Origin of the sequence: Dyella sp. (genome assembly GCF_036384435.1) — a bacterium.
Classification (GTDB): Bacteria; Pseudomonadota; Gammaproteobacteria; order Xanthomonadales; family Rhodanobacteraceae; genus GSA-30.
The window spans coordinates 1-20,618 of record NZ_DASVMI010000147.1; the positions used below are offsets into that span (position 1 = coordinate 1).

The following is a 20,618-nucleotide window of genomic DNA, read 5'->3' on the forward strand; positions in this document are numbered from 1 at the left end:
GCTGCGCGTCTGGCGGTGGGTGAGGCGATCACCAACCTGGCCGCCGCATCCATTGGCGCATTGAGCGAAGTGCGTCTGTCCGCCAACTGGATGGCCGCCATCAATCACCCAGGCGGGGACGCCGCGCTATTTGACGCCGTCAAGGCCGTTGGCATGGAGCTGTGCCCGGAGCTGGATATTTCCATTCCGGTCGGCAAGGATTCGCTATCCATGCAGACGGTATGGAAGAGCGGGGATACGCCCCAGCGCACGGTGTCGCCGGTGTCCCTGGTCATCACCGGCTTTGCGCGCGTGGATGATGTTCGCCGCACGCTTACGCCGCAACTGCGCATGGACCATGGTGACTCGGATCTTTGGCTGGTCGATTTGGGTGGCGGCCGTGATCGACTAGGTAGCTCTGCGCTCACGCAGGTATTCAACCGTGGCGGCGGCGTGCCGCCCGACCTGGAAAGCGCCGCGCAATTGAAGGCCCTGTTCGACCTGGTGCAGGAAGCCAACCGTTCGGGCCTGCTGTTGGCCTATCACGATCGTTCCGATGGCGGTGTCATCGTCACGCTGCTGGAAATGGCATTCGCGGGTCGTTGCGGCCTGGAGATCCAGCTTGAAGGCTGGGCGGAAGCTACTTTGCGAGCCTTGTTCAACGAGGAATTGGGTGCGGTGATGCAGGTGGCTGCAGCCAATCGTGAAGCGTTCGAGGCATTGCTGGTCAAATACGGATTGGCCGGTCTGTCACATCGCATCGGGCGCCCGAAGGAAAAACTCGGCATCAAGCTTTTCCTGGGCTCCGATACTTTGTTCAAGTGGAACTGGAGCACGCTGTTCGCGGCGTGGAATGACGCCAGTTACGCCATGCAGCGCTTGCGCGACAATCCGCACAGTGCCGATGCCGAGCGAGAATGGCGCCTGGACGATGCCGATCCAGGCATCAGCCCCAAGCTTTCGTTTGATCCGGCCGAGGATGTCGCCAAGCCTTTCATCGTCAAGGGCGCGCGTCCGCGTGTGGCCATCCTGCGCGAGCAAGGCGTCAATGGCCAGTCGGAAATGGCCGCGGCGTTCACTCGCGCCGGCTTCGACGCGGTCGACGTGCATATGACCGACCTGGCCGAGCGCCGCGTGCGACTGGCCGACTTCCGTGGTTTTGCCGCCTGCGGCGGCTTCTCCTACGGTGACGTGCTGGGTGCCGGTCGCGGTTGGGCGACCTCGATCCTCTACAACGAATACCTGCGTGCCGAATTCGCCGCTTTCTTCGCCGATGCGTCGAAGTTTGCGCTCGGCGTGTGCAACGGTTGCCAGATGATGAGCCAGCTCAAGGAAATCATCCCGGGCGCGCAACACTGGCCGAAGTTCCTGCGTAATGCCTCCGAGCAGTACGAGGCACGTCTGGTGACGCTGGAAGTGCTCGATTCACCGAGTATCTTCTTCAAGGGCATGCTTGGTTCGCGCATCCCGGTCGCCGTCGCGCACGGCGAAGGCCGCGTGAGCTTTCCGCAGGCATGCAGTCCCTCGAAGGCCGGCGGCGCATTGCGCTTCGTCGACAATCGAGGCCGACCCACCGAAGATTATCCGCTCAACCCGAACGGTTCGCCGGGTGGCCTGAGCGGCTTCACCGCCGCCGAGGGCCGCGTCACCATCCTGATGCCGCATCCGGAACGCGTATTCCGTTCGGTACAGATGAGTTGGCATCCGGATTCCTGGGGCGAGGACTCGCCGTGGATGCGTATGTTCCGGAATGCGCGCGTGTGGTGCGGCGATTGACACTGTCGGTGAAGTCACTCACGACGCTCGTTGTGAGGCCGGTGGCTGGCGCCGCCTATAAGGCCGCGCCTTTGGCGCTGTAAAGAGAAGGCGCGTGCGGGCCAGGAGTCTCGGCTCTCTCTACAGGCCGCGCAGCTGTCGGCCTCACAGCTCGCCAGGCGAGCGGCCTCACGTACACTCTCGCCATGCGCCCCATTCGTTTAGCTCCCGTGCCTTTCGCCGTCGGCAGCCTGTGGCTGGTGGTGCTGGCTTTTTTGCCGTGGTGGCTGGGCTTGCCGTTGTTGCTCGCCCTGACTCTCGCGTTGCTGTTACTCGGGCCTCGGCATCAAGACTGGGCGGCATGGTGCCGGCGTGGGCTTCGTTGGGGTCTGCCGGGATGGCTATTTGCGTTGCAGCGCGCCCTCGGGGGCGATGCGATGGCCTGGGGTGTGGCCTTGCTGGGGGCGCTGGTCGGATTCTCCCTGATCGTCCTGATGGAATCGCTGCAACGGCACGCCAAGCCCGCGTCGCGAGCTTTCGTACAGCCGGAATGGCGGGAGTTGGCGATGGCGCCCATCGGGCCGCCCGTGCGCATGGTCGAGTTGCAGCCGGTCGAGTGGCGCGATGCTTGTAAGTCCATGGCCGACCCGGATGGCGCGAGTATGGATTTTGCGGCTGATCACGATGAGGTAGGCAGCTATCGCTTTGCCTCGGGGCGTCGGCTGGACGGCCTGAGCCGGCGGCATGGCTTCAGTCCCGGTGGGCGGTGGTTCGTTGCCAGCACGCCGGGTGGCCATGGCGACACCTTGTGGGACAGGCAGGCCGACAAGGTGCATCGGTTACGCGGCTGGGATCTTTGCGGCTGGTACGACGAACAACCCTGGCTGACACGCGGTACCGACGGGATACCGGCCTCGTTGCATGAAGTGCTTGGCGATCTGTCTTGGCAAATGTAATTGGCCATACTCGGCCACGGGGCAATCCCCCATAATATCGCGGTGACTACCTCGATCTCCCGTCCTGGCATACCTCCTGCCGTAAGCATCATTGTGGTATCGGCCGATAGCGGCACCTCGTTGCGCGAATGCGCCCGGCGCGGGCTTGCCTGCACCATGCCGCTTCAGTTCATCCTGATCGACAACGACTCGCAAGACGGCATGCCACAGGCGATCGCACAGGAGCATGCGGGCGATACCCGGCTCACGGTGATCTACAACGGGGCCAACCTCGGTTTTGGTCCGGCTATCAACCGGGCGGCCCGGCAGGCCGATGGCGATGCGCTGCTGATCCTCAACCCCGATTGCCTGCTCGAAAACGACACGTTGCAACGCCTGCTCGATCATCTGCAACGCACGCCGAAGGTTGGCCTGCTTGGTGCCATCGTGCACGACGAACAAGGTGTGGCCGACCCGGCGTCTTTCCGGCGTGACCCGCTGGTCGCGCGTGCCTTGCGCACGTTTTTCGGCCGTGCCGGCGAAGGGGTGAATATCGACGGGCCAGTGCCTGATCGCCTGGTCCAGGCCGAAGCGGTCTCCGGCGCGTTGATGCTGATGCCGCGCGGTGTATTCGAGCACCTGGGCGGTTTCGACGAGGCTTACTTCCTGCATTGCGAGGACCTGGACATCTGCCGTCGCGTGCGTGATGCCGGTCATGGCGTCTGGCTGGCCGGCGACGTGCGTGTCCTGCACGGCAAGGGCACGTCCAGCCGCCATCGACCGATCTTCGTCAGTTGGCACAAGCATCGCGGCATGTGGCGATGGTTTCGCAAATTCGATCCGTTGGCACGCAACCCGCTGCTGGCCAGCGTGGTATGGATGGGCATCTGGGCGCATTTTCTCGCCAAGATTCCCGCGCAATGGTGGCGCCTGAGGAAAAAGCGGCGCCTGTCGCAGGCATCGCCGGCATGAGGGATGCGTCTTCGCGTGGCGCCGCCCTGGCCACGATCGGACTGATGTCGGTCACCGCGATCTGGGGTTCGACGTTCTTTCTCATCAAGGATCTGGTCGGTCGCATGCCGACTGCGGATTTTCTCGCCGTGCGCTTCATGATCGCCGCAGCGGCGATGGCGGTGATGTTCCTGCGTCCGCTGCTGCGGCTGTCGCTCCGTGAGTGGTGGCAGGGTATCGCCCTGGGCGTAGTGTACGGCATCGGGCAGTTGTTGCAGACCACCGGTCTTGAGCATACCGATGCCAGCATCAGCGGCTTTGCCACCGGCATGTATGTGGTATTCACCCCGTTGCTCGGTACGATCTTGTTACGTCAGCGCCTGCCCTCGATCACCTGGATCGCTGTGTTGCTGGCGGCCGGTGGCGTAGCCGTGCTGGCGCTTCGTGGATTGAGCCTGGGTTTCGGGGTATGGATCACGCTTGCCTCGGCCTTGCTGTATGCCCTGCATATCGTCGGCCTGGGCCAATGGTCGCGGCCAGGCAGCGCCTTTGCCTTGTCGACGGTGCAGATGTTTGCCATTTGCGCGGTGTGCGTTATGGCCACCTTGCCGCACGGTCCCCAACTCCCACCCGATGTCCGTGCATGGCTGGCTGTCGTCTATATGGCATTAGCCGCCGGTGCTGGGGCGATGCTGATGCAGACTTGGGCGCAGGCGCACCTGAGCGCCACGCGCGCGGCCATCGTCATGACACTCGAGCCAGTATTTGCTGCCGGTTTCGCGATCGCCTTCGGTGGCGAGGGCATGACATGGCGACTGATGGTGGGCGGCGTGCTGGTGCTCGCGGCCATGTACCTGGTGGAACTGGCACCGCGACGCAAGGCTGCGTTTTCTACTGAAACGCTGCATCACGAAGTGTGATTGGACACGCAGACCTGGAGGGCTGGAGCAGCCGAAAACTCACCGGGAATGGCAGCATGAGCGAGTAGAAAAGCTACAGATTTCCTGAAGCGCGTGCTGGGAAACCTGTTGCTCTTTGGCCTTGCCGGACTCCTGATCGGCGCGTTCTTTTTCCCCGGCGATGTTGTTCGACGACGGCAAACGTTTCCATGCCAGCGACATCGGTCAGGTCGTTGGCCTGATGTTGTGTTGCCGATCATCGGTGCCGTGAGGCGGCCCGCGTGTGCAGGGGGCTCGCTACCGTCCTTGCTGACGAGCGCTCTGCTAGACGTCCGGATCACGACGCGTCGACACTACGCGGCTTTTCCTATGTGGAACGATGTCGGCCTGATCGGCGACGCACTCGTTTTCAAGCACACCGTGGGTATGTATACCTGTCTGCTGCACGATGGGCACCTTTTTCTACAGGCTCTGATCAGCCGCCGTCGCCATCGCCGGCATGCCGCCTCACGGGGTCTAGCCTGAGGGGCAGTTCGCTTGGAGCGGCTTTTTTGCGCGAGGCTGGATGGCGATGCGCACCAGATAGATCAGGATGGCGACGTTCCCGATCAGCACGGCGAGCTTGATCCAATTGAAGTGCTCGATCACTTCGTAGAGTTCGACCGGCACAAGGGAGCCGGTGGCAATCACGGTGAACCACTCCGCCCAGTGTTTGCGCAACCACAGGCCGGTCCCTTCGGTGGCGAAGATTGCCGCGTAGGCGAGTGCAACCAGGCCGATCGCCACGAATTTGCTTGGACCCCAATCCTGCAAGGTTTCAACGAGCTTCCAGCGCAGGCTGTTGCTGTCGGTCAGCGACAGATGTTCGAGCCAGCTCACCAACTTGGCGAAATTCTCCTGTCGATCCAGGTGGAAGGCGAAGATGGCGATGGCTATGAGGCCGACCGTCTTGACCGCCTTGTAGATCGCGATGATCCGCAACCCCAGGTTGTGCTGGGGTTCGATCTCCGGGATCGGCTTGGGATGGGATTGGGACATGGGCCGGAGGTACCGCTTGGAGGCCTGCCATTGTCCTGGCTGGGCCGGAAATAGGGAATATATCGCCTGGGATGGGGACGTGCGTGCACGTTTTCGATAGCCAGCCTCGGCTGGCGTTTATTCCAGGGCTGGTGATGTGACGGTAGAGTAGATGTAGATAGTCGGGACCGTGGCGGTCAGCCAGACACCATTGTCTGCTTGGAAGAACGCCAGTCCATCGGCCTGCATGCGGGCCGTGTCAATGGTCAGTACGACCGGCTTGCCGTGGCGCTGGCCCACGCGGATGGCCGTTTGTACATCGGCGGAAAGGTGCACGTGGTGGCGCTTGCCAGGAAGCAATCCTTGTTGGCGGATCGAGTCGAGAAAACGTGTCGCCGTGCCGTGATACAGCACGTCTGGTGCCGTCTTGGCGACGTGATCGATGTTGACGCTCGCCGTGCTGTGCCCCTGGACGGCACGGATCAGCTGGCCATCTTGCGATAGCGCAAAGCGCTTCTTGTCGTTCTGCGCGACCACGGCATCAATCAGGTCGCGATCCAGATGCATGCCATGTGCGGCGGCACAGGTCGTGAGACTGTCAATATCGGCCCAACCCTGATCATCGAGGCTCAGCCCGATCGATTCAGGCGCGTGGCGCAACACCAAGCTGAGGAATTTACTGGTCTTGACTAACGTATCGGTGTTTGACATGCGCGGCATTCTGCCGTGTCGATGCATCTTGTGCGAGTGCCATTTCCTGGCAGAAGGCGTTCATGCACAATCCTCCAGAGATACCTGCTGCCGGCGCTGCCGTGCATCGCGGGAATGGATAGATCACTTCCAGGGGAAACTTCGGATGCGCAAACACCTCGTGTTCCTGATCGCCGCACTGTTGCCTTCGATGTCCTTGGCCGCCGGCAGCCATGAACTGGCCGTCGTCCGCTACGCCGCCGGTCACGCCGACCTGTACAGCTTTCGCAGCACGATCGACAAGGCTGCGGTCATCGACCTGCAATACCAGGTCAAGGACAAGCTCACATGCTGCGTGGCCATCATGGGTGGCGCCCTGGGTGAGCCGATCAAGGATGAAGATGGGAAGGTGATCGATGGCAGCGACGATTCCAGGGCGCTGTATCGCTACCGCATCACCCAACTGCCGGCGCAGTACACGCACAATGAATACGGCTTCGATGCCATGGCGGTGATTCGCACCAGCGATGTTGCTGCCGCGATCGATGACGGCAAGGACGGCATGCGCGCCGGCCGTGGCAAGGATGCGCTGCACCTGACCTCATGCGCCGGTATCGAAGGCATCAACTATCTCGCGCGCAGCGACAAGAAGATCGTGCAGCGGATCTATGTCGCGCTGGATGCGGATCTGGAAAGTAATTGCGATTTCTGATTGAGGCAAGGAACGGGGTGTGCGGGCGAAAGTCCGCGCGGTAGCGTCAGGTTTCAGGATGGCAGCAGCTATTTCGTGAGCTGAGCGCCGAACAACGTGCATCTACGCACCTCCATGGACCGTCTCCTCTCTCCAAAAGAAAAAGCGGCCATCGGCCGCTTTTTCTTCATCTTCAGCAACACCGTCCGCCTGTTCCCTTGTAGCGCGCTATCTGGCGCTCCCGGAAAAATTCCTTGTAACTGGGAATGTCCCGTTCGGGATGGTGTTCGCGCAGGTGCTTGACGTAGACGTCATAGTCGGGAACACCACAGCACAGGCGGGCGGTCTGTACTGCCCATTTGCCGATGGCTTGCAGGTCGATGTTCATCTTGCCTCCTTCCCTTACGATCAGTGCGCCACGCTGGTCGCGGCCACGTACGGTTCCTCGTGCGCGGTCGGATGATTGGCACGCCAGGCCTTGGCGATGGCACGCAGGGCGAACAGCGCCATGACCACGACCAGCACCATGAACAGGCCAGTCAGTGCCATGTCCACACGATTGTTGCCGATGATGCGCTGCATGTCGTCGGCGTTCTTGGCTGGAGCCAGCAATTTGCCGGCCTGGATGGCATCGGCATATTTCTGCGCTGCGGCGGTGAAGCTGATCGGTCCGAACAGCTTCTGCCAGCCCGCCGTCAGGGTGCAGATGACCAGCCAGATCGCCGGAACACCAGGCACCCAGACGTAACGCTCGCGCTTGAGCTTGACCGTAACCACAGTGGCAAGCATCAGGGCGATGGCGGCGAGCATCTGGTTGGCGATACCGAACAGCGGCCACAGCGTGTTGATGCCGCCGAGTGGATCGACCGCGCCCTGATAGAGAAAGTAGCCCCACAAGCCCACGCAGATCACCGTGGCGAGCAGGTTGCTGGTCCACGATTCGGTCTGCTTCAGTGGTGCATGGATCAGGCCGGCGATCTCCTGGATCATGAAGCGGCCCACGCGCGTGCCGGCATCGACCGTGGTCAGGATGAACAAGGCTTCGAACAGGATCGCATAGTGGTACCAGAACGCCATCATGCCATCGCCCGGCAGGATGCCATGCAGCAGTTGGGCCATGCCCACGGCCAGGGTGGGCGCGCCGCCAGCGCGGCTGAGGATGGTGGTCTCGCCGATATTCTTGGCCGTGTTCAACAATTCATCGGGTGTGACGACGAAGCCCCACTGGCTGATCGTGGTGGCCGCCTGTTGCACGGTAGTGCCGATCAGCGCGCCGGGCGAATTCATCGCGAAGTAGACGCCCGGATGCAGCGAGGATGCGGCGATCAACGCCATCACGGCGACGAAGGCTTCCATCAGCATGCCGCCGTAACCGACCATGCGTGCCTCGCCTTCATTGGACAGCAGCTTAGGCGTCGTGCCGGATGAGATGATCGAGTGCCAGCCGGAGACCGCGCCGCAGGCGATGGTGATGAACAGGAACGGGAACAGGTTGCCCTGGAAGACTGGGCCGGTACCATCGATGAACTTGGTGATTGCCGGCATTTGCAGCGTCGGTGCAGCCAGGAAGATAGCCAATGCCAGCAGGGCGATGGTGCCGATCTTCAGGAAGGTCGACAGATAGTCACGCGGCGCCAACAGCAGCCATACCGGCAGCACCGAGGCGCAGAACCCGTAGCCGATCAGCAGCCAGGCCAGGGCCTTGGCGTCAAAGTCGAATAACGATGCCCAACTGGAGGTCGCCACCAGGGAGCCGGCCCAGATCGAAGCGAGCAGCAGCACCAGGCCGATGATCGAAACCTCCAGGATGCGCCCGGGACGCATCCAGCGCAGGTAGATGCCCATCAGCAGGGCGATCGGGATGGTGCAGGCGACGGTGAAGGTACCCCAGGGGCTATGCGTCAGCGCCTTGACTACCACCAGCGCCAGCACCGCCAGCACGATCATCATCAGCACCAGTACGCCGAACATCGCGACCACACCCGCGACCGGCCCGAGTTCGTCACGCAACATGTTGCCCAGCGAGCGTCCATCGCGACGAATCGACAGGCCCAGGATCATGAAGTCCTGCACCGCGCCGGCGAAGATTACGCCGAACAGGATCCACAAGGTTCCGGGCACATAGCCCATCTGGGCGGCCAGGACCGGGCCGACCAAGGGGCCTGCACCGGCGATGGCGGCGAAATGGTGGCCGAATACCACCCATTTGTCGGTGGGGACGTAATCCAGGCCGTCGTTGCGCAATACGGCAGGTGTGGCGCGGGACGGGTCCATGCGCAGCACACTGTCCGCGATGAACTTGCTGTAGAAGCGATAGCCGATGACGAAAATGGCAATGGATGCGGCGACAAGCCAGATGGCATTGATCGGTTCGCCGCGTCGCAGCGCGACCACGCCCAGGCACCAGGCGCCGACAAGGGCGATGGCGGCCCAGAGCAGCTTCGCCGCCGCGCCGTTTTGAGTGGTTGTTTGCATGGTGGAACTCCCCGGGAAATCGTCAACAAGGTTCGTCCCGTGGCCGACACGGGTCAATCCCGCGCAGGCTCTTGCGGCATTAGCCATTGGTCGAATGGCCCACGTAACCGTGTGAAGCATCACAACATTCGAATAACGGTTGAGCATCGTAAAATGCCCCTTCGCGATACGTCCCGGAGGACCCTGGCCATGCATGTGCCCCATCGATATACCTGCGCGGTATTTGCGCTGACCTTGCTGGCCGCCCCGCTGAGCGGGTCCGCGTTCCAGTTCAAGAGCCTGCTCGACAAGGCCAAGTCGGCGACCCAGCACAAGCAGAACGCTTCGGCCAGCCAGCCCAATGGCGTCAACCTCCCCGATAGCGACGTGGCCAGCGGTCTGAAGGAGGCTCTGGCCAAGGGCACCACCAACGCGATCAATTCGCTCGGTCGCACCGATGGCTTCTGGGGCAATGCCAAGGTACGCATTCCGTTGCCGGGCAAGCTGGAGCAGGCTGGCAACCTGGCTCGCAAGCTAGGGCAGGGCAAGAAGGTCGATGACTTCCAGCTCAGTATGAACCGGGCGGCCGAGAAAGCCGTGCCGCAAGTGGCCGACCTGTTCGGCGATGCCATCCGCAAGATGACGTTAAGCGACGCACGCGGCATCCTTACCGGGGGCGATCACGCCGCGACCGATTACTTTCGGCGCGTGGCCGGGCCCGCGCTGACCGCGCGTATCCATCCCATCGTGGCCAAGGCCACCGACAGCGTCGGAGTGACGCAGAAGTACAAGGCATTCACCGCCAGCGACAACGGTGCCAAGCTGGGCGGTGCGCTGGGTAAGCTCGGTGGTGGCAAGGAGGGTTCGAGTTCCATCGACCTGGATGACTACGTCACCACCCGCACGCTGGACGGCCTGTTCGCGACGATTGCCGACCAGGAGCAATCCATTCGCGAAAACCCGGCGCAGCAGACCACCTCGCTCTTGAAAAAAGTGTTCGGTAAATAAACTTCAATCTGCACTCGCGTACGAAAAGGATATCGATGATTCACCAGATTCTGAGAATGGGTGACCCGCGCCTGCTGCGCATTGCGCCACCGGTACCGGCGGCGATGATCGGCAGCGCCGAACTCGAGACCCTCATTGCCGACATGTTCGAGACCATGCATCACGCCAACGGCGTGGGTCTGGCCGCACCGCAGATTGGCGTGGACCTGCAACTGGTCATCTTCGGTTTTCAGCATTCGGAGCGTTACCCCGATGCGCCGGCCGTGCCGCAGACCGTGCTGCTCAACCCGGTGATCACGCCGCTTTCCCAGGACATGGAGGAGGGCTGGGAAGGTTGCCTGTCGGTGCCGGGCCTGCGTGGTGCGGTAAACCGTTACACGCTGATTCGTTACGAAGGTATCGATCCGAAGGGTGAGCGCATCGATCGCACTGCCGAAGGCTTCCATGCCCGCGTCGTACAGCACGAATGCGATCACCTGATCGGTCGGCTGTACCCGTCGCGCATCACAGATTTCACCAAATTCGGCTACACCGAAGTCCTGTTCCCGGACATGGACCCCAATGCCGATGATTGAGCTTGCATGAACCCGGCCGGCAGGTGGCAAGACACGCCCCTGCTGCCGAACGCGTGTGCAATAGCGACCTTTCGGGCTTGCCGCTCGCCCACGGGCTTGCCCCCCCCCCTCCGCCCATCCCCGTCTCCCAAGCTCCCGTTGCGGTGCAAAAGACCGCGCGGCAGGGCGTGCCTTACTCGATGGGGCCGTTGTGTTCATGGCCCGTCTGGGTATGCTCTAGGGCTGGCTGGGGTCGGGACGCGGTTGCCGCGGGTCGACGGAGATGGGCTCAGGTCGCCTGGAGCCTGGCTCCAACGCGGTCCTTACCTCTTCGCCCAGGCTGCTGACCTCTCGAGGACTCCCTACATTGAGCGCAAACCTCCCTCCCGTCGCTGATAACCGCGCCGAATTGACCGTCCGGGGTGTCATCCTCGGCGTCATCATCACCGTGGTATTCACTGCCGCGAATGTGTTCTTCGGCCTCAAGGCCGGCCTGACCTTTGCCACCTCGATTCCCGCTGCGGTGATCTCGATGGCAATCCTTCGTGCGATGAAGGGTTCGACGGTGCAGGAAAACAACATCGTGCAGACTATCGCTTCGGCGGCAGGCACCTTGTCCTCGATCATCTTCGTGTTGCCCGGCCTGATCATGATCGGCTGGTGGAACGGCTTTCCCTACTGGACGTCCTTCGCCATCTGCGCGTTGGGCGGCATCCTGGGCGTGATGTATTCCATTCCGTTGCGGCGCGCGCTGGTCACCAATTCAGATTTGCCCTATCCGGAGGGAGTGGCTTGTGCCGAAGTGCTCAAGGTGGGCGGTGGCGAGGACTCGAGCACGGAATCGGAGGCCGAGAACAAGGCCGGATTGATGGCGATGGTGTGGGGGGCCGTGGTGGCGGCGGTGTTCGCGGTGGTGGTGCAGACACGCGTGTTTGCCAGCGATGTCGCGCAGTACTTCAAGCTGGGCGATCGCGGGGCGGTCTCCGGATACGATTTCAATCTTTCTTTCGCATTGTTCGCCGTCGGTCATCTGGTGGGATTGTGGGTCGGCGTGGCGATGCTGATCGGTGCACTGATCGGTTGGGGCTGGGCGGTGCCGTACTATTCGGCCCTGACGCATGCGGCAGGTGCCGCGGCCGATGCCGCGCAGGCAACCTGGAGCCACAAGGTGCGCTTCCTTGGCGCGGGCACGATTGGTGTCGCCGCTATCTGGACACTGGCCAAGCTGGTCAAGCCGGTGGCTAGCGGCCTGGCCGGCGCCATGGCGGCAGCTCGCGTGCGTGCGGCCGGCAACGCGCATACCCTGGCGCGCACCGAGCAGGACATGCCAATCGGTATGGTGGCGGTGGTGACAGTCATTTGCCTGTTGCCGATCGGTTGGCTGCTCGGCAGTTTTGGTGCGGGCAGCGGCCTGGGTGGCTCGTTGGCCACGCTGGTAGTGGGCGGCGTAGCGTTCGTGGTGTTGATGAGTTTCTTCGTATCGGCCGTGTGCGGTTATATGGCCGGCCTGATCGGTTCATCCAACAGCCCGCTCTCGGGCGTGGGCATCCTGGTGGTGCTGGCGGCAGCGATGTTGCTGGTGGCTGGCGTGAAGTCGCACGTGCCACCGGAAGCAGGCAAGGCGCTAGTGGCGTTCGCGCTTTTCGTCACGGCCGTGGTGTTCGCCGTGGCAGCGATCGCCAACAACAATCTGCAAGATCTCAAGACTGGCCAGCTCGTGGATGCGACTCCGTGGAAGCAGCAGGTGGCGTTGGTCATCGGCGTCCTGGCCGGTGCGGTGATCATTCCGCCGGTGCTTGACCTGCTCAATCACGCCTATGGCTTTGCCGGCGTAGCCGGGGCTGACCCCGCCAAGGCGTTGGCCGCGCCCCAGGCTGGGCTGATCTCGGCCCTGGCACAGGGTGTCATTGAGAACAATATCGACTGGAGCCTGATCGGCGTGGGTTCGATCATCGGCGTAGTGATCATCGTGCTCGATGAGCTGCTCGGCCTGGGCACGCGTTCGGTCCGCCTGCCGCCGCTGGCAGTGGGGCTGGGGATCTACCTGCCCACATCGACCACCTTGATGGTCGTGGTCGGGGCCCTGGTAGGCGCATTCTTCGACAAGCGCGCTGAACGCGGTGCCAAGCCCGAGCCCACCAAGCAACTGGGTGTGCTGCTGGCCTCGGGCATGATCGTGGGTGAAAGCCTGATACTGGTGATCATCGCCGCTATCGTGGCTTTCACAGGCAATGCGGCACCGTTTGCGCTGGTTGGCGACGATTTCGCCGTCGCGGCCGAATGGATCGGTGGCATCGCCTTTGCCGCTGTGATGTTCGTGCTCTATCGCTGGGTCAGCCGACTGGCGTTGGGCAAATCCTGAGAGCCGGCCACCAGTCTGTGAATGGGCGGGTGGTACCAGCCTGCATTTCCCGTGCCTTACGATCATGGAATGTCATTTGACTGTGCCACGATCAAACGCCTGGGGGTCTTACCGGCTATGCTTGGCGGTTCGCAGCATCGACCTGCGGCGGTTGTAATGGTGTGGAGGCGTTAGTCGCGTGGCGGAGCACACTGGGGTGGATGCCCCGAATCCAGGTATCGGTATGAAGCCAGCAGCCGCGATGATCTTGTGGCTGCGCAGGCTGGCCGGGCCGTCCTTGTCACTGGCCATGCTATGCCTGGCGTTGTGGGCGCTGCACAAGCTGGCCAGCGAGGTCAGCTACCACCAGGTCGCCCGCTTCGTGCATGGCCTGCCAGACTGGCGCATCGCACTGGCAGTGATCCTGACCGCGCTCAGCTACGTGACCATGACCCTGTACGACTGGTTTGGCGTGGCCTCGCTGGGCAAGCGCCTGCCACGTGCCCAGGTCAGTTTCATTTCCTTTCTCAGCTATGCATTCAGCAATACGCTGGGCATGGCCTTGTTGATTTCAGGCTCGATCCGCTATCGCTTCTACATTCAGGCGGGTCTGACTACGGCTGAGGTCGGCAAGGTGGTGCTGTACTGCACGCTCAGTTTCTGGCTGGGCCTGTTCACACTGACCGGCGTGACCTTGCTGATCGTACCGATACCGGCAAGTCTACCGTTCGCCGCCATGCGGCTGCCGATCGGTGTAGCGCTGACCGTGTTGCCGATCGCCTGGATGGCGGCGAGCCTGCGTTTCCGTCGTCCCCTGCGTATCTGGCGCTGGCCGGTGAGCATGCCCACGCCCAGCCATGCGTTGCGGCAGATTGTCGTCGGCACCGTGGACTGGGGGCTGGCGGCCAGCGTGCTATATCTGCTGATGCCCAATGAAGTGGACACCGGGTTCGGGCATTTCCTGGCCATCTTCGCACTGGGGCAGATAGCCGGCCTGATCAGTCATGTGCCCGGCGGCCTGGGAGTATTCGAGGCGGTGATGCTGGCCGGCTATGGTGCTACCGGCAACGAAGGCCTGGAGGCGCAGATCCTGGGCGCACTGGCTGCGTATCGTCTGATCTACTATTTCCTGCCGCTGTGCGCGGCCACCTTGATGGTGCTGTTGCGTGAAGTGCGCGGGTTGCGCAGCAAGAGCCTGCTGTCGCCGTGGTTCACTGGCCTGCTGCCACCGTTCTTCGCGGGCCTGACCCTCGTATCGGGTGCGGTGCTGGTTTTTTCCGGTGCCACCAACGCCATTCCCGATCGTATGGCTATCCTGCGCAACGTGTTGCCATTGCCGGTGCTGGAGGTCTCGCATCTGCTCAGCAGCGTGGTCGGTATGCTGTTGCTGATCCTGGCCCGGGGCCTGCAACGCCGGTTGGATGCGGCCTATGTGCTGACCCTGGTACTGCTGGTGGTCGGCGCGGTGCTGTCGCTGCTCAAGGGCATCGACTACGAAGAAGCCACGCTGCTGTCACTTCTGGCGCTGGGTCTTGCACCAGCCCATCAGTTGTTCTATCGGCGTGCTTCGCTGTTCAGCACCAACTTCTCATTTGGCTGGATAGTCGCCATCCTGGCCGTGCTTGGCTGCGCTGGCTGGCTGGTGGTGTTCAGCTACAAGCATGTCGAATACAGCAGCAACCTATGGTGGGAATTCAGTTTCTACCATGGCGGCGCGCCGCGAGCGCTACGTGCCCTGGTGGGTGCGGCGGCAGCGGGCCTGCTATTCGCTCTGGCGACCTTGATCCGGCCGGCGCCGCCCCGGCTGCAATTGCCTGACGAGGCAGATCTGGCCCGGGCCACGCCTTTGATCAAGCAATATTCTTCGGCGCAGGCACATCTGGCGTTGATGGGTGACAAGACGCTGTTGTTTGATGCCCAGGACAAGGCCTTCATCATGTACGACGTCGAAGGCCGCAGTTGGATTGCCATGGGGGATCCGGTCGGCGATTCCGATGAGGCACGTCGCGAGCTGGTCTGGACGTTTCGCGAGCTGTGCGAGCGTGCAGGTGGCTGGCCGCTGTTCTATCAGGTGCGGCCTGAAGACCTGGACCTGTATCTGGAAGTGGGCATGAACCTGCTCAAGATCGGCGAGGAGGCCCGGGTCAAGCTCGACGAGTTCAACCTGGATGGCAAGTCGAAGAAGGTGTTGCGCAATACGGTCAACAAGCTCACCCGTGATGGCTTGCGGCTGGAGATCATTCCGACCGAGGCTGTGCCGGCGATGTTGCCGCGACTCAAGCAGATCTCCGACGCCTGGATGCGCGACAAGAAAGTGCGTGAGAAGGGCTTTTCGTTGGGAACCTTCGAACCGAAATACCTTAGCCGCACCCCGATGGCGGTGGTTTACCAGGGGGAGGAGCCGGTGGCCTTTGCCAACCTGTTCCTGACCGAGAGCAAGGAAGAGGCCTCGCTGGACCTGATGCGTCACATGCCCGATGGCACCTCCGGCATCATGGATTTCATGTTCATCCAATTGATGATGTGGGCCAAGCAGGAAGGCTATCGCTGGTTCAATCTCGGCATGGCGCCGCTGGCTGGTTTACAGAACCGCCGCACCGCCACGCTATGGAGCCGCTTCGGCGCGATGATCTTCGGCCGTGGTGAACGCTTCTACAATTTCCGCGGCCTGCACAGGTACAAGGACAAGTTCGATCCCGAGTGGGAGCCGCGCTACCTGGCCGTGCCGGCCAATATTGCCTTGCCGGTGGCGCTGACCAATCTGGCCAGCCTCATTTCCGGTGGTTTGTCGGGTATGGTTCGTCGATGAAGAAGATCCTGTGGTTGTTGTTTGCCCTGCTGTTGATCGTTGCCGGTGTCGGCGTAGCGTTCTGGCAGCCCTGGAATCATGCTGGCATGGCCCAATCGTTGACGGTCATCACGCCGCCGCCTGGCAGTGTGCCTCCGGCTGGTCGTGATGACGTCATCGCCATCATCTATTCCGGCGATGGCGGCTGGCGCGACCTGGACAAGCAACTGGGCGGCAAGCTCAGCGAGCGGGGTGTTCCCGTGCTCGGTGTCAGCGCGTTGAGCTATTTCTGGCGCACGCGTTCCGTGGAATCGTCGGCCGCCGATTTGGATGCCTTGATCCGTCAGAACCTTGCGACCTTTCATAAGAAGCGGGTCTGGCTGATCGGGTTCTCCTTTGGCGCTGACGTCCTGCCGTCCATCATCGGTAAATTGCATTCCGATACCCGCGCTACCCTGGCCCAGGTCGTGTTGTTGTCGCCCACACGCGATGCCAGCTTCGAGATCGAAATGGAGGGCTACATGCGGGAGGGTTGGTTCAAAACCCATACCCAGGAATGGATTCAGAAGCTTAATCCGGTCGCGCATTACGACGCCCTCCCACCCTTGCTGGCGTTGGACGGTCGCCCGCCGGTCGTCTGCTATTACGGCACCGACGAAGCTGAGGATACGATCTGTACCGAGCCGAAATTGCCGGGTTGGGTGCGGGTGGAAGCCAAGAAGGGCGACCATCACTTCGACGGCGACTACGGCAAGCTTGCCCAGGAGATGCTGCAAGGGCTGCCTGGGCATTGAAGGGTCGAACGCGCTAAAGTAAATCAAGAACGGGACGATACCCCAGCGTCACGCCGTCCGGAGTTTGCCAGTTCATGTTGTTTCGAGCCTGCCCAGGCACAAGTCTTGATTTACCGAGTCTGCTCCAGACCGGTATCTGGGAGTGGTACGCGCAGGCTCGGGCAAACCAAGGCGTGAACGGCCATGACGTCACGTTGACATTCGTGAATGGATGGTCGTGGGCATGAGCCACTTCAACAAACCCCCCAACCCGTCGAACAACACCGTGGACTGGAGCGACCCTCGCCTGGAGGATCTGCTCAAGAAGACCGAGGGCTGGAGCCTGGATAACCGCGGTGTGTTCAGTCCGGTGCCCTGTGACATCCATGTAGGCTGGGGTGCTGGCGGCGGAAGGCAGGCCACCCTGGTGTTTGAGCGTGATGGCGTCATGGTCATCGAGGCGCGCTTCATCCTGCCCAAGGGCGATCCGGTGCGGGTGGACCGCATCCAGGCCGGCACCTTGCGGTCCACCTGGGGCATCGTCATCGATGGACGGGAAGGCCATCGTGCCGAAGACAAGGCCAATGGCGTGCATGTCTACTGGATCCACGGTCGCTGATCGCTTGCGCAGATCCATGCAGCCCATGGCGTGATGCGTGGTCTGGTTGCATGATGGCAGGCTTCCCAGCTTGCGATCCTCATGCATGACATGGCTTGATTCGGCTGCACCAAACAGCGGCGTTACAGCGAAACTGGCTCGTAATCCAGGCATCGATGCCCTGCGCGGGTTTTGCATCCTGCTCGTGGTGACGCACCATCTTGGATTGCGCATTCCCTTCAAGAAGACGTTGCTGGCCGGCATATTGCCGGCGCCATTGCTGCGCGCGCTGAATTTCAACGGCTACGAGTGCGTATTCATCTTCTTCGTGATTTCCGGATTCCTGATCGCCAGCAATGTGCTCAAGCGTTATGGTGCCTTCCGGCACGTGGACCTGCGCCATTTCTACGGCCGGCGCTTCGCGCGAATCGCCCCGTGTCTGCTGGCGCTGGTCGCGGTGCTGGCGGGCCTGCACCTGGCGGGCGCGGACGACTACGTCATCCACCGCGAGGGGCAATCGCTACCGGGAGCCGTGGCGGCTGCATTGGGCCTATACCTGAACTGGTACGAGGGGCTGACCGGCTATCTGCCCGGCAACTGGGATGTTCTGTGGTCGTTGTCGATCGAAGAGGTGTTCTATATCGGTTTTCCGTTGCTATGCCTGCTTATGCGGCGCGATGCGGTGATGTTGCCGTTGTTGCTCATCCTGGCGCTGAGCCTGCCGTGGACGCATGCGGCCCTGGCAGGTAACGAGATATGGCAGGAAAAAGCTTACTTGCCGGGCATGGCCGCCATCGCCACGGGCATCCTCGGTGCGTGGCTGGCATCGCGCTTGCGTATCGCGCGCATGGGTACGATGGCCTTGCAGGTCATCGGTTGGGTGGGTATCGCCGCGGTGTTTCTCGCCGGTGGCTGGCTCTGGCACTTCCTGCGCGACGGATACATGCTCGTGCTGACGTTCTCTGCGCTGGCGCTGATGCTTGCCTTCTCCGCCCAGGAGCGAGCGGGCGATAGCCGTCCTTTGCCGGGCCTGGGCTGGCTTCGTAGTTGGGGGCGTCTAAGTTACGAGATCTACTTGACGCACATGTTCGTGGTGTACACGATTGTGCGCCTCTACAAGACCTACGGTAGCGAGCCTTACGGTTTTGCGTGGTACCTGCCAGCCTTGCCCGCATGCTGGCTATTGGGTTTGGCCGTCGAACGCTGGCTGTCGGTTCCTGCGGAGCGGCGGCTGCGTATGCGGTTGAGCCGCCCCATGTGAGGTCGGCAACTGCGTCACCTGGGAAGTCGCGTCTGCGATGCACGAGGAGAATGGCCAAGAACAAGGCAGCCCAGGCTCGTCCTTGTTGCCCTGTTTACTCTTTAACAGGCGCCGCAGCCGCCGACGTTGCGGTGAGCAAAGTGAGCGACGCCGCCGCACCGGGGCGCGCCCTTACTCAGAACGCCATATTCCATCCCACCGTGCCCCATCGAGCAACCTGACGGTCGCGGTTATATCCCAGCACAAGATCCAGGCTGCTTGATCCGATGTGGAAGCGCACGCCGCCCTGGGTGCTCGAACTGCGGCCAGCGATGCGCAGGTGCTCGACCAGAAAGCTGACCTCCGTGACGGGTGCATACTCCAGGCCCACGCCAGCTAGCGCGCGCCATCGGTTGCCGCGGACTTGATCGACGCCCAGATTCACATTGGCGGTCCATTGTCCTGTGGCATCCAGGCTCTGCGAAAAGGCCGCGTAGGCGTTGTTGGCCACATGGTGACCATGCTCGAAGGTGGTATTGGCATCCAGTGCGATGCTCAGGCCTTGATCGCCGCCATCGCGCACCAGCCACTTCATGGCAGGCATCTGCGAGTCGCCGTGCGGAGCGTTGAGACGCGAGAGGCCCAGCGAGAACTCGACGGGTCCCCTCGCGCAAGCCGGTGTGCTGGTCAGCGCCACGTGGCCGTCACGAAAGACCTGCAACCAGCTTTCCAACTGGCAATGACCCGCAGGTGTCGTGGATGCATCGTCCACGAGATAACTGCCGCCGGACGCGTGGGTTACGGCGGGAACCAGAAGCAGCAAGACAAGAGCCCCGAAGGGACCGAAGCGAAAAATATGCATGATGCGCGCTCTCGCGCCCGTGTCTTTGAGAACGCGGGCATTCGGGAAAAACAAGGAGAGCGTTGAAACCGGTCAACGCTATCGCGGTACGGGCTGGCCGTCCGGCGATACGCGAGAACGACAAGTCAGCCGATGGATTGAAGCGGGCTAGGGTCGTCGTCCATGGGGGGAACTCGTGAGGCAGAAGGCGCGCACAGTGTATGCGCGCTTGCGGAGATGGCAAGTGGTTTCAGCGGATCAGCGGCGATAACGATTGATTTCATCACGCAGGGCCACCGTCGCGGCGCGCGAAGCTTGCGCGAAATTTTCGTCCTGCCCGGCGTAGAGGATAGCGCGTGAGGAGTTGAGCATCAGCCCGTTGCCATCGGCGGTGCGGCCGTGGCGCACGACCGCCTCGACGTCGCCGCCTTGCGCACCGATGCCCGGCACCAGCAGTGGCATGTCGCCGACCAGAGCGCGCACCTCGGCCAATTGCTCGGGCCAGGTCGCTCCCGTCACCAATGCGCAATTACCGTGCGCGTTCCAGTCGCGGGCGATCAGTCGGGCTACGTGTTGATATAGCGGCATACCGTCGACGTTCAGATCCTGCAAGTCCGAGGCGCCGGGATTGGACGTATGGCAAAGCAGGATCACGCCCTTGTCAGCGCGATCAAGAAAAGGCTGGATCGAATCGCGGCCCAGGTATGGATTGAGCGTGACCGCATCTGCCTGGTAGCGCTCGAATGCCTCGGTGACGTAATGCTGAGCGGTGCTGCCGATGTCGCCGCGCTTGGCATCGAGGATCACCGGCACCCGGGGAAACATCGCGTGCATGTGGGCGATCAGTCGCTCCAGCGCATCTTCCGCGCGCAGCGCCGCGAAGTGCGCAATCTGCGGCTTGAATGCGCATACGAGGTCGCCCGTGGTGTCGACGATGGCGCGACAGAACTCGAATACCGCATCAGGGTGCTCGCGCAAATGCGTCGGAAATTTCGCAGGCTCCGGATCGAAGCCGACGCAGACAAGCGAGTCATGGGTGGCCCATGCCTGTTTGAGCGATTGCATGAAGTGCATGGGGCCTCCTTGAGGGTAGAGGGTGAGGAG

The 20,618-nt window shown here is 62.2% G+C and carries 19 protein-coding genes; 12 read left to right on the top strand and 7 right to left on the bottom strand.

The window, feature by feature from the left end; all coding sequences use genetic code 11:
* From purL to VF436_RS14500, 4 genes are all read left to right on the top strand, one after another.
* A partial coding sequence (gene purL / locus VF436_RS14485; RefSeq protein ID WP_330904740.1) for a phosphoribosylformylglycinamidine synthase occupies positions 1 to 1,755 on the top strand: 1,755 nt, incomplete at its 5' end.
* 185 nt (positions 1,756 to 1,940) lie between these two features.
* On the top strand, positions 1,941 to 2,690 hold the full coding sequence (locus VF436_RS14490; protein ID WP_330904741.1) for a hypothetical protein: 750 nt from the start codon (positions 1,941 to 1,943) through the stop codon (positions 2,688 to 2,690).
* A 42-nt stretch (positions 2,691 to 2,732) separates the two neighbouring features.
* The gene (locus VF436_RS14495) at positions 2,733 to 3,641 is read left to right on the top strand and encodes a glycosyltransferase family 2 protein (RefSeq protein ID WP_330904742.1); all 909 of its coding nucleotides are present in this window, start codon (positions 2,733 to 2,735) and stop codon (positions 3,639 to 3,641) included.
* Positions 3,638 to 4,540 (top strand): DMT family transporter, encoded by a 903-nt coding sequence (locus tag VF436_RS14500; protein ID WP_330904743.1) that lies wholly within the window; start codon positions 3,638 to 3,640, stop codon positions 4,538 to 4,540. The genes VF436_RS14495 and VF436_RS14500 overlap by 4 nt, the downstream gene beginning before the upstream one ends.
* Positions 4,541 to 4,579: 39 nt before the next feature.
* On the opposite strand, the gene VF436_RS14505 is transcribed toward VF436_RS14500, so the two are convergent.
* The 3 genes from VF436_RS14505 to VF436_RS14515 form a co-directional block, all read right to left on the bottom strand.
* Complete coding sequence (locus VF436_RS14505; protein WP_330904744.1) at positions 4,580 to 4,741, bottom strand: hypothetical protein; 162 nt, start codon at positions 4,739 to 4,741, stop codon at positions 4,580 to 4,582.
* Positions 4,742 to 5,035: 294 nt separating this feature from the next.
* Complete coding sequence (locus tag VF436_RS14510) at positions 5,036 to 5,557, bottom strand: DUF2127 domain-containing protein (protein ID WP_330904745.1); 522 nt, start codon at positions 5,555 to 5,557, stop codon at positions 5,036 to 5,038.
* Between the two features lie 117 nt (positions 5,558 to 5,674).
* The gene (locus tag VF436_RS14515; RefSeq protein WP_330904746.1) at positions 5,675 to 6,247 is read right to left on the bottom strand and encodes an RNA 2'-phosphotransferase; all 573 of its coding nucleotides are present in this window, start codon (positions 6,245 to 6,247) and stop codon (positions 5,675 to 5,677) included.
* A gap of 145 nt (positions 6,248 to 6,392) precedes the next feature.
* On the opposite strand from VF436_RS14515, the gene VF436_RS14520 reads away from it, so the two are divergent.
* Entirely contained in the window at positions 6,393 to 6,938 is a 546-nt protein-coding gene (locus tag VF436_RS14520) for a hypothetical protein (protein WP_330904747.1), read from the top strand.
* A gap of 172 nt (positions 6,939 to 7,110) precedes the next feature.
* Here VF436_RS14520 and VF436_RS14525 read toward each other — a convergent pair whose 3' ends face one another.
* The gene (locus tag VF436_RS14525) at positions 7,111 to 7,305 is read right to left on the bottom strand and encodes a YbdD/YjiX family protein (RefSeq protein WP_330904748.1); all 195 of its coding nucleotides are present in this window, start codon (positions 7,303 to 7,305) and stop codon (positions 7,111 to 7,113) included.
* 20 nt (positions 7,306 to 7,325) lie between these two features.
* Positions 7,326 to 9,392, bottom strand: a complete 2,067-nt coding sequence (locus tag VF436_RS14530; RefSeq protein ID WP_330904749.1) for a carbon starvation CstA family protein — start codon at positions 9,390 to 9,392, stop codon at positions 7,326 to 7,328.
* 189 nt (positions 9,393 to 9,581) lie between these two features.
* Between VF436_RS14530 and VF436_RS14535 the strand changes: the two genes are divergently transcribed.
* The 7 genes from VF436_RS14535 to VF436_RS14565 all read left to right on the top strand — a co-directional run bounded on the left by VF436_RS14535 (position 9,582) and on the right by VF436_RS14565 (position 18,694).
* Positions 9,582 to 10,379, top strand: a complete 798-nt coding sequence (locus tag VF436_RS14535) for a DUF4197 domain-containing protein (RefSeq protein ID WP_330904750.1) — start codon at positions 9,582 to 9,584, stop codon at positions 10,377 to 10,379.
* A 35-nt stretch (positions 10,380 to 10,414) separates the two neighbouring features.
* Entirely contained in the window at positions 10,415 to 10,954 is a 540-nt protein-coding gene (def, locus tag VF436_RS14540) for a peptide deformylase (protein WP_330904751.1), read from the top strand.
* Between the two features lie 346 nt (positions 10,955 to 11,300).
* The gene (locus VF436_RS14545) at positions 11,301 to 13,295 is read left to right on the top strand and encodes an OPT family oligopeptide transporter (RefSeq protein WP_330904752.1); all 1,995 of its coding nucleotides are present in this window, start codon (positions 11,301 to 11,303) and stop codon (positions 13,293 to 13,295) included.
* Between the two features lie 223 nt (positions 13,296 to 13,518).
* Positions 13,519 to 16,083 (top strand): bifunctional lysylphosphatidylglycerol flippase/synthetase MprF, encoded by a 2,565-nt coding sequence (gene mprF / locus VF436_RS14550; RefSeq protein WP_330904753.1) that lies wholly within the window; start codon positions 13,519 to 13,521, stop codon positions 16,081 to 16,083.
* Positions 16,080 to 16,856, top strand: a complete 777-nt coding sequence (locus tag VF436_RS14555) for an AcvB/VirJ family lysyl-phosphatidylglycerol hydrolase (RefSeq protein ID WP_330904754.1) — start codon at positions 16,080 to 16,082, stop codon at positions 16,854 to 16,856. Before mprF ends, VF436_RS14555 begins: the two co-directional genes overlap by 4 nt.
* A 223-nt stretch (positions 16,857 to 17,079) precedes the next feature.
* Positions 17,080 to 17,454, top strand: a complete 375-nt coding sequence (locus tag VF436_RS14560; protein WP_330904755.1) for a hypothetical protein — start codon at positions 17,080 to 17,082, stop codon at positions 17,452 to 17,454.
* Positions 17,455 to 17,539: 85 nt separating this feature from the next.
* Entirely contained in the window at positions 17,540 to 18,694 is a 1,155-nt protein-coding gene (locus tag VF436_RS14565) for an acyltransferase (RefSeq protein WP_330904756.1), read from the top strand.
* Positions 18,695 to 18,869: 175 nt separating this feature from the next.
* On the opposite strand, the gene VF436_RS14570 is transcribed toward VF436_RS14565, so the two are convergent.
* Together VF436_RS14570 and pyrF are read right to left on the bottom strand one after the other, a co-directional pair.
* The gene (locus VF436_RS14570; RefSeq protein WP_330904757.1) at positions 18,870 to 19,535 is read right to left on the bottom strand and encodes a hypothetical protein; all 666 of its coding nucleotides are present in this window, start codon (positions 19,533 to 19,535) and stop codon (positions 18,870 to 18,872) included.
* Positions 19,536 to 19,772: 237 nt separating this feature from the next.
* Positions 19,773 to 20,588: an orotidine-5'-phosphate decarboxylase gene (pyrF, locus tag VF436_RS14575; RefSeq protein WP_330904758.1), complete on the bottom strand. Its 816-nt coding sequence runs from the start codon at positions 20,586 to 20,588 to the stop codon at positions 19,773 to 19,775.
* Between the last annotated feature and the right edge of the window lie 30 nt (positions 20,589 to 20,618).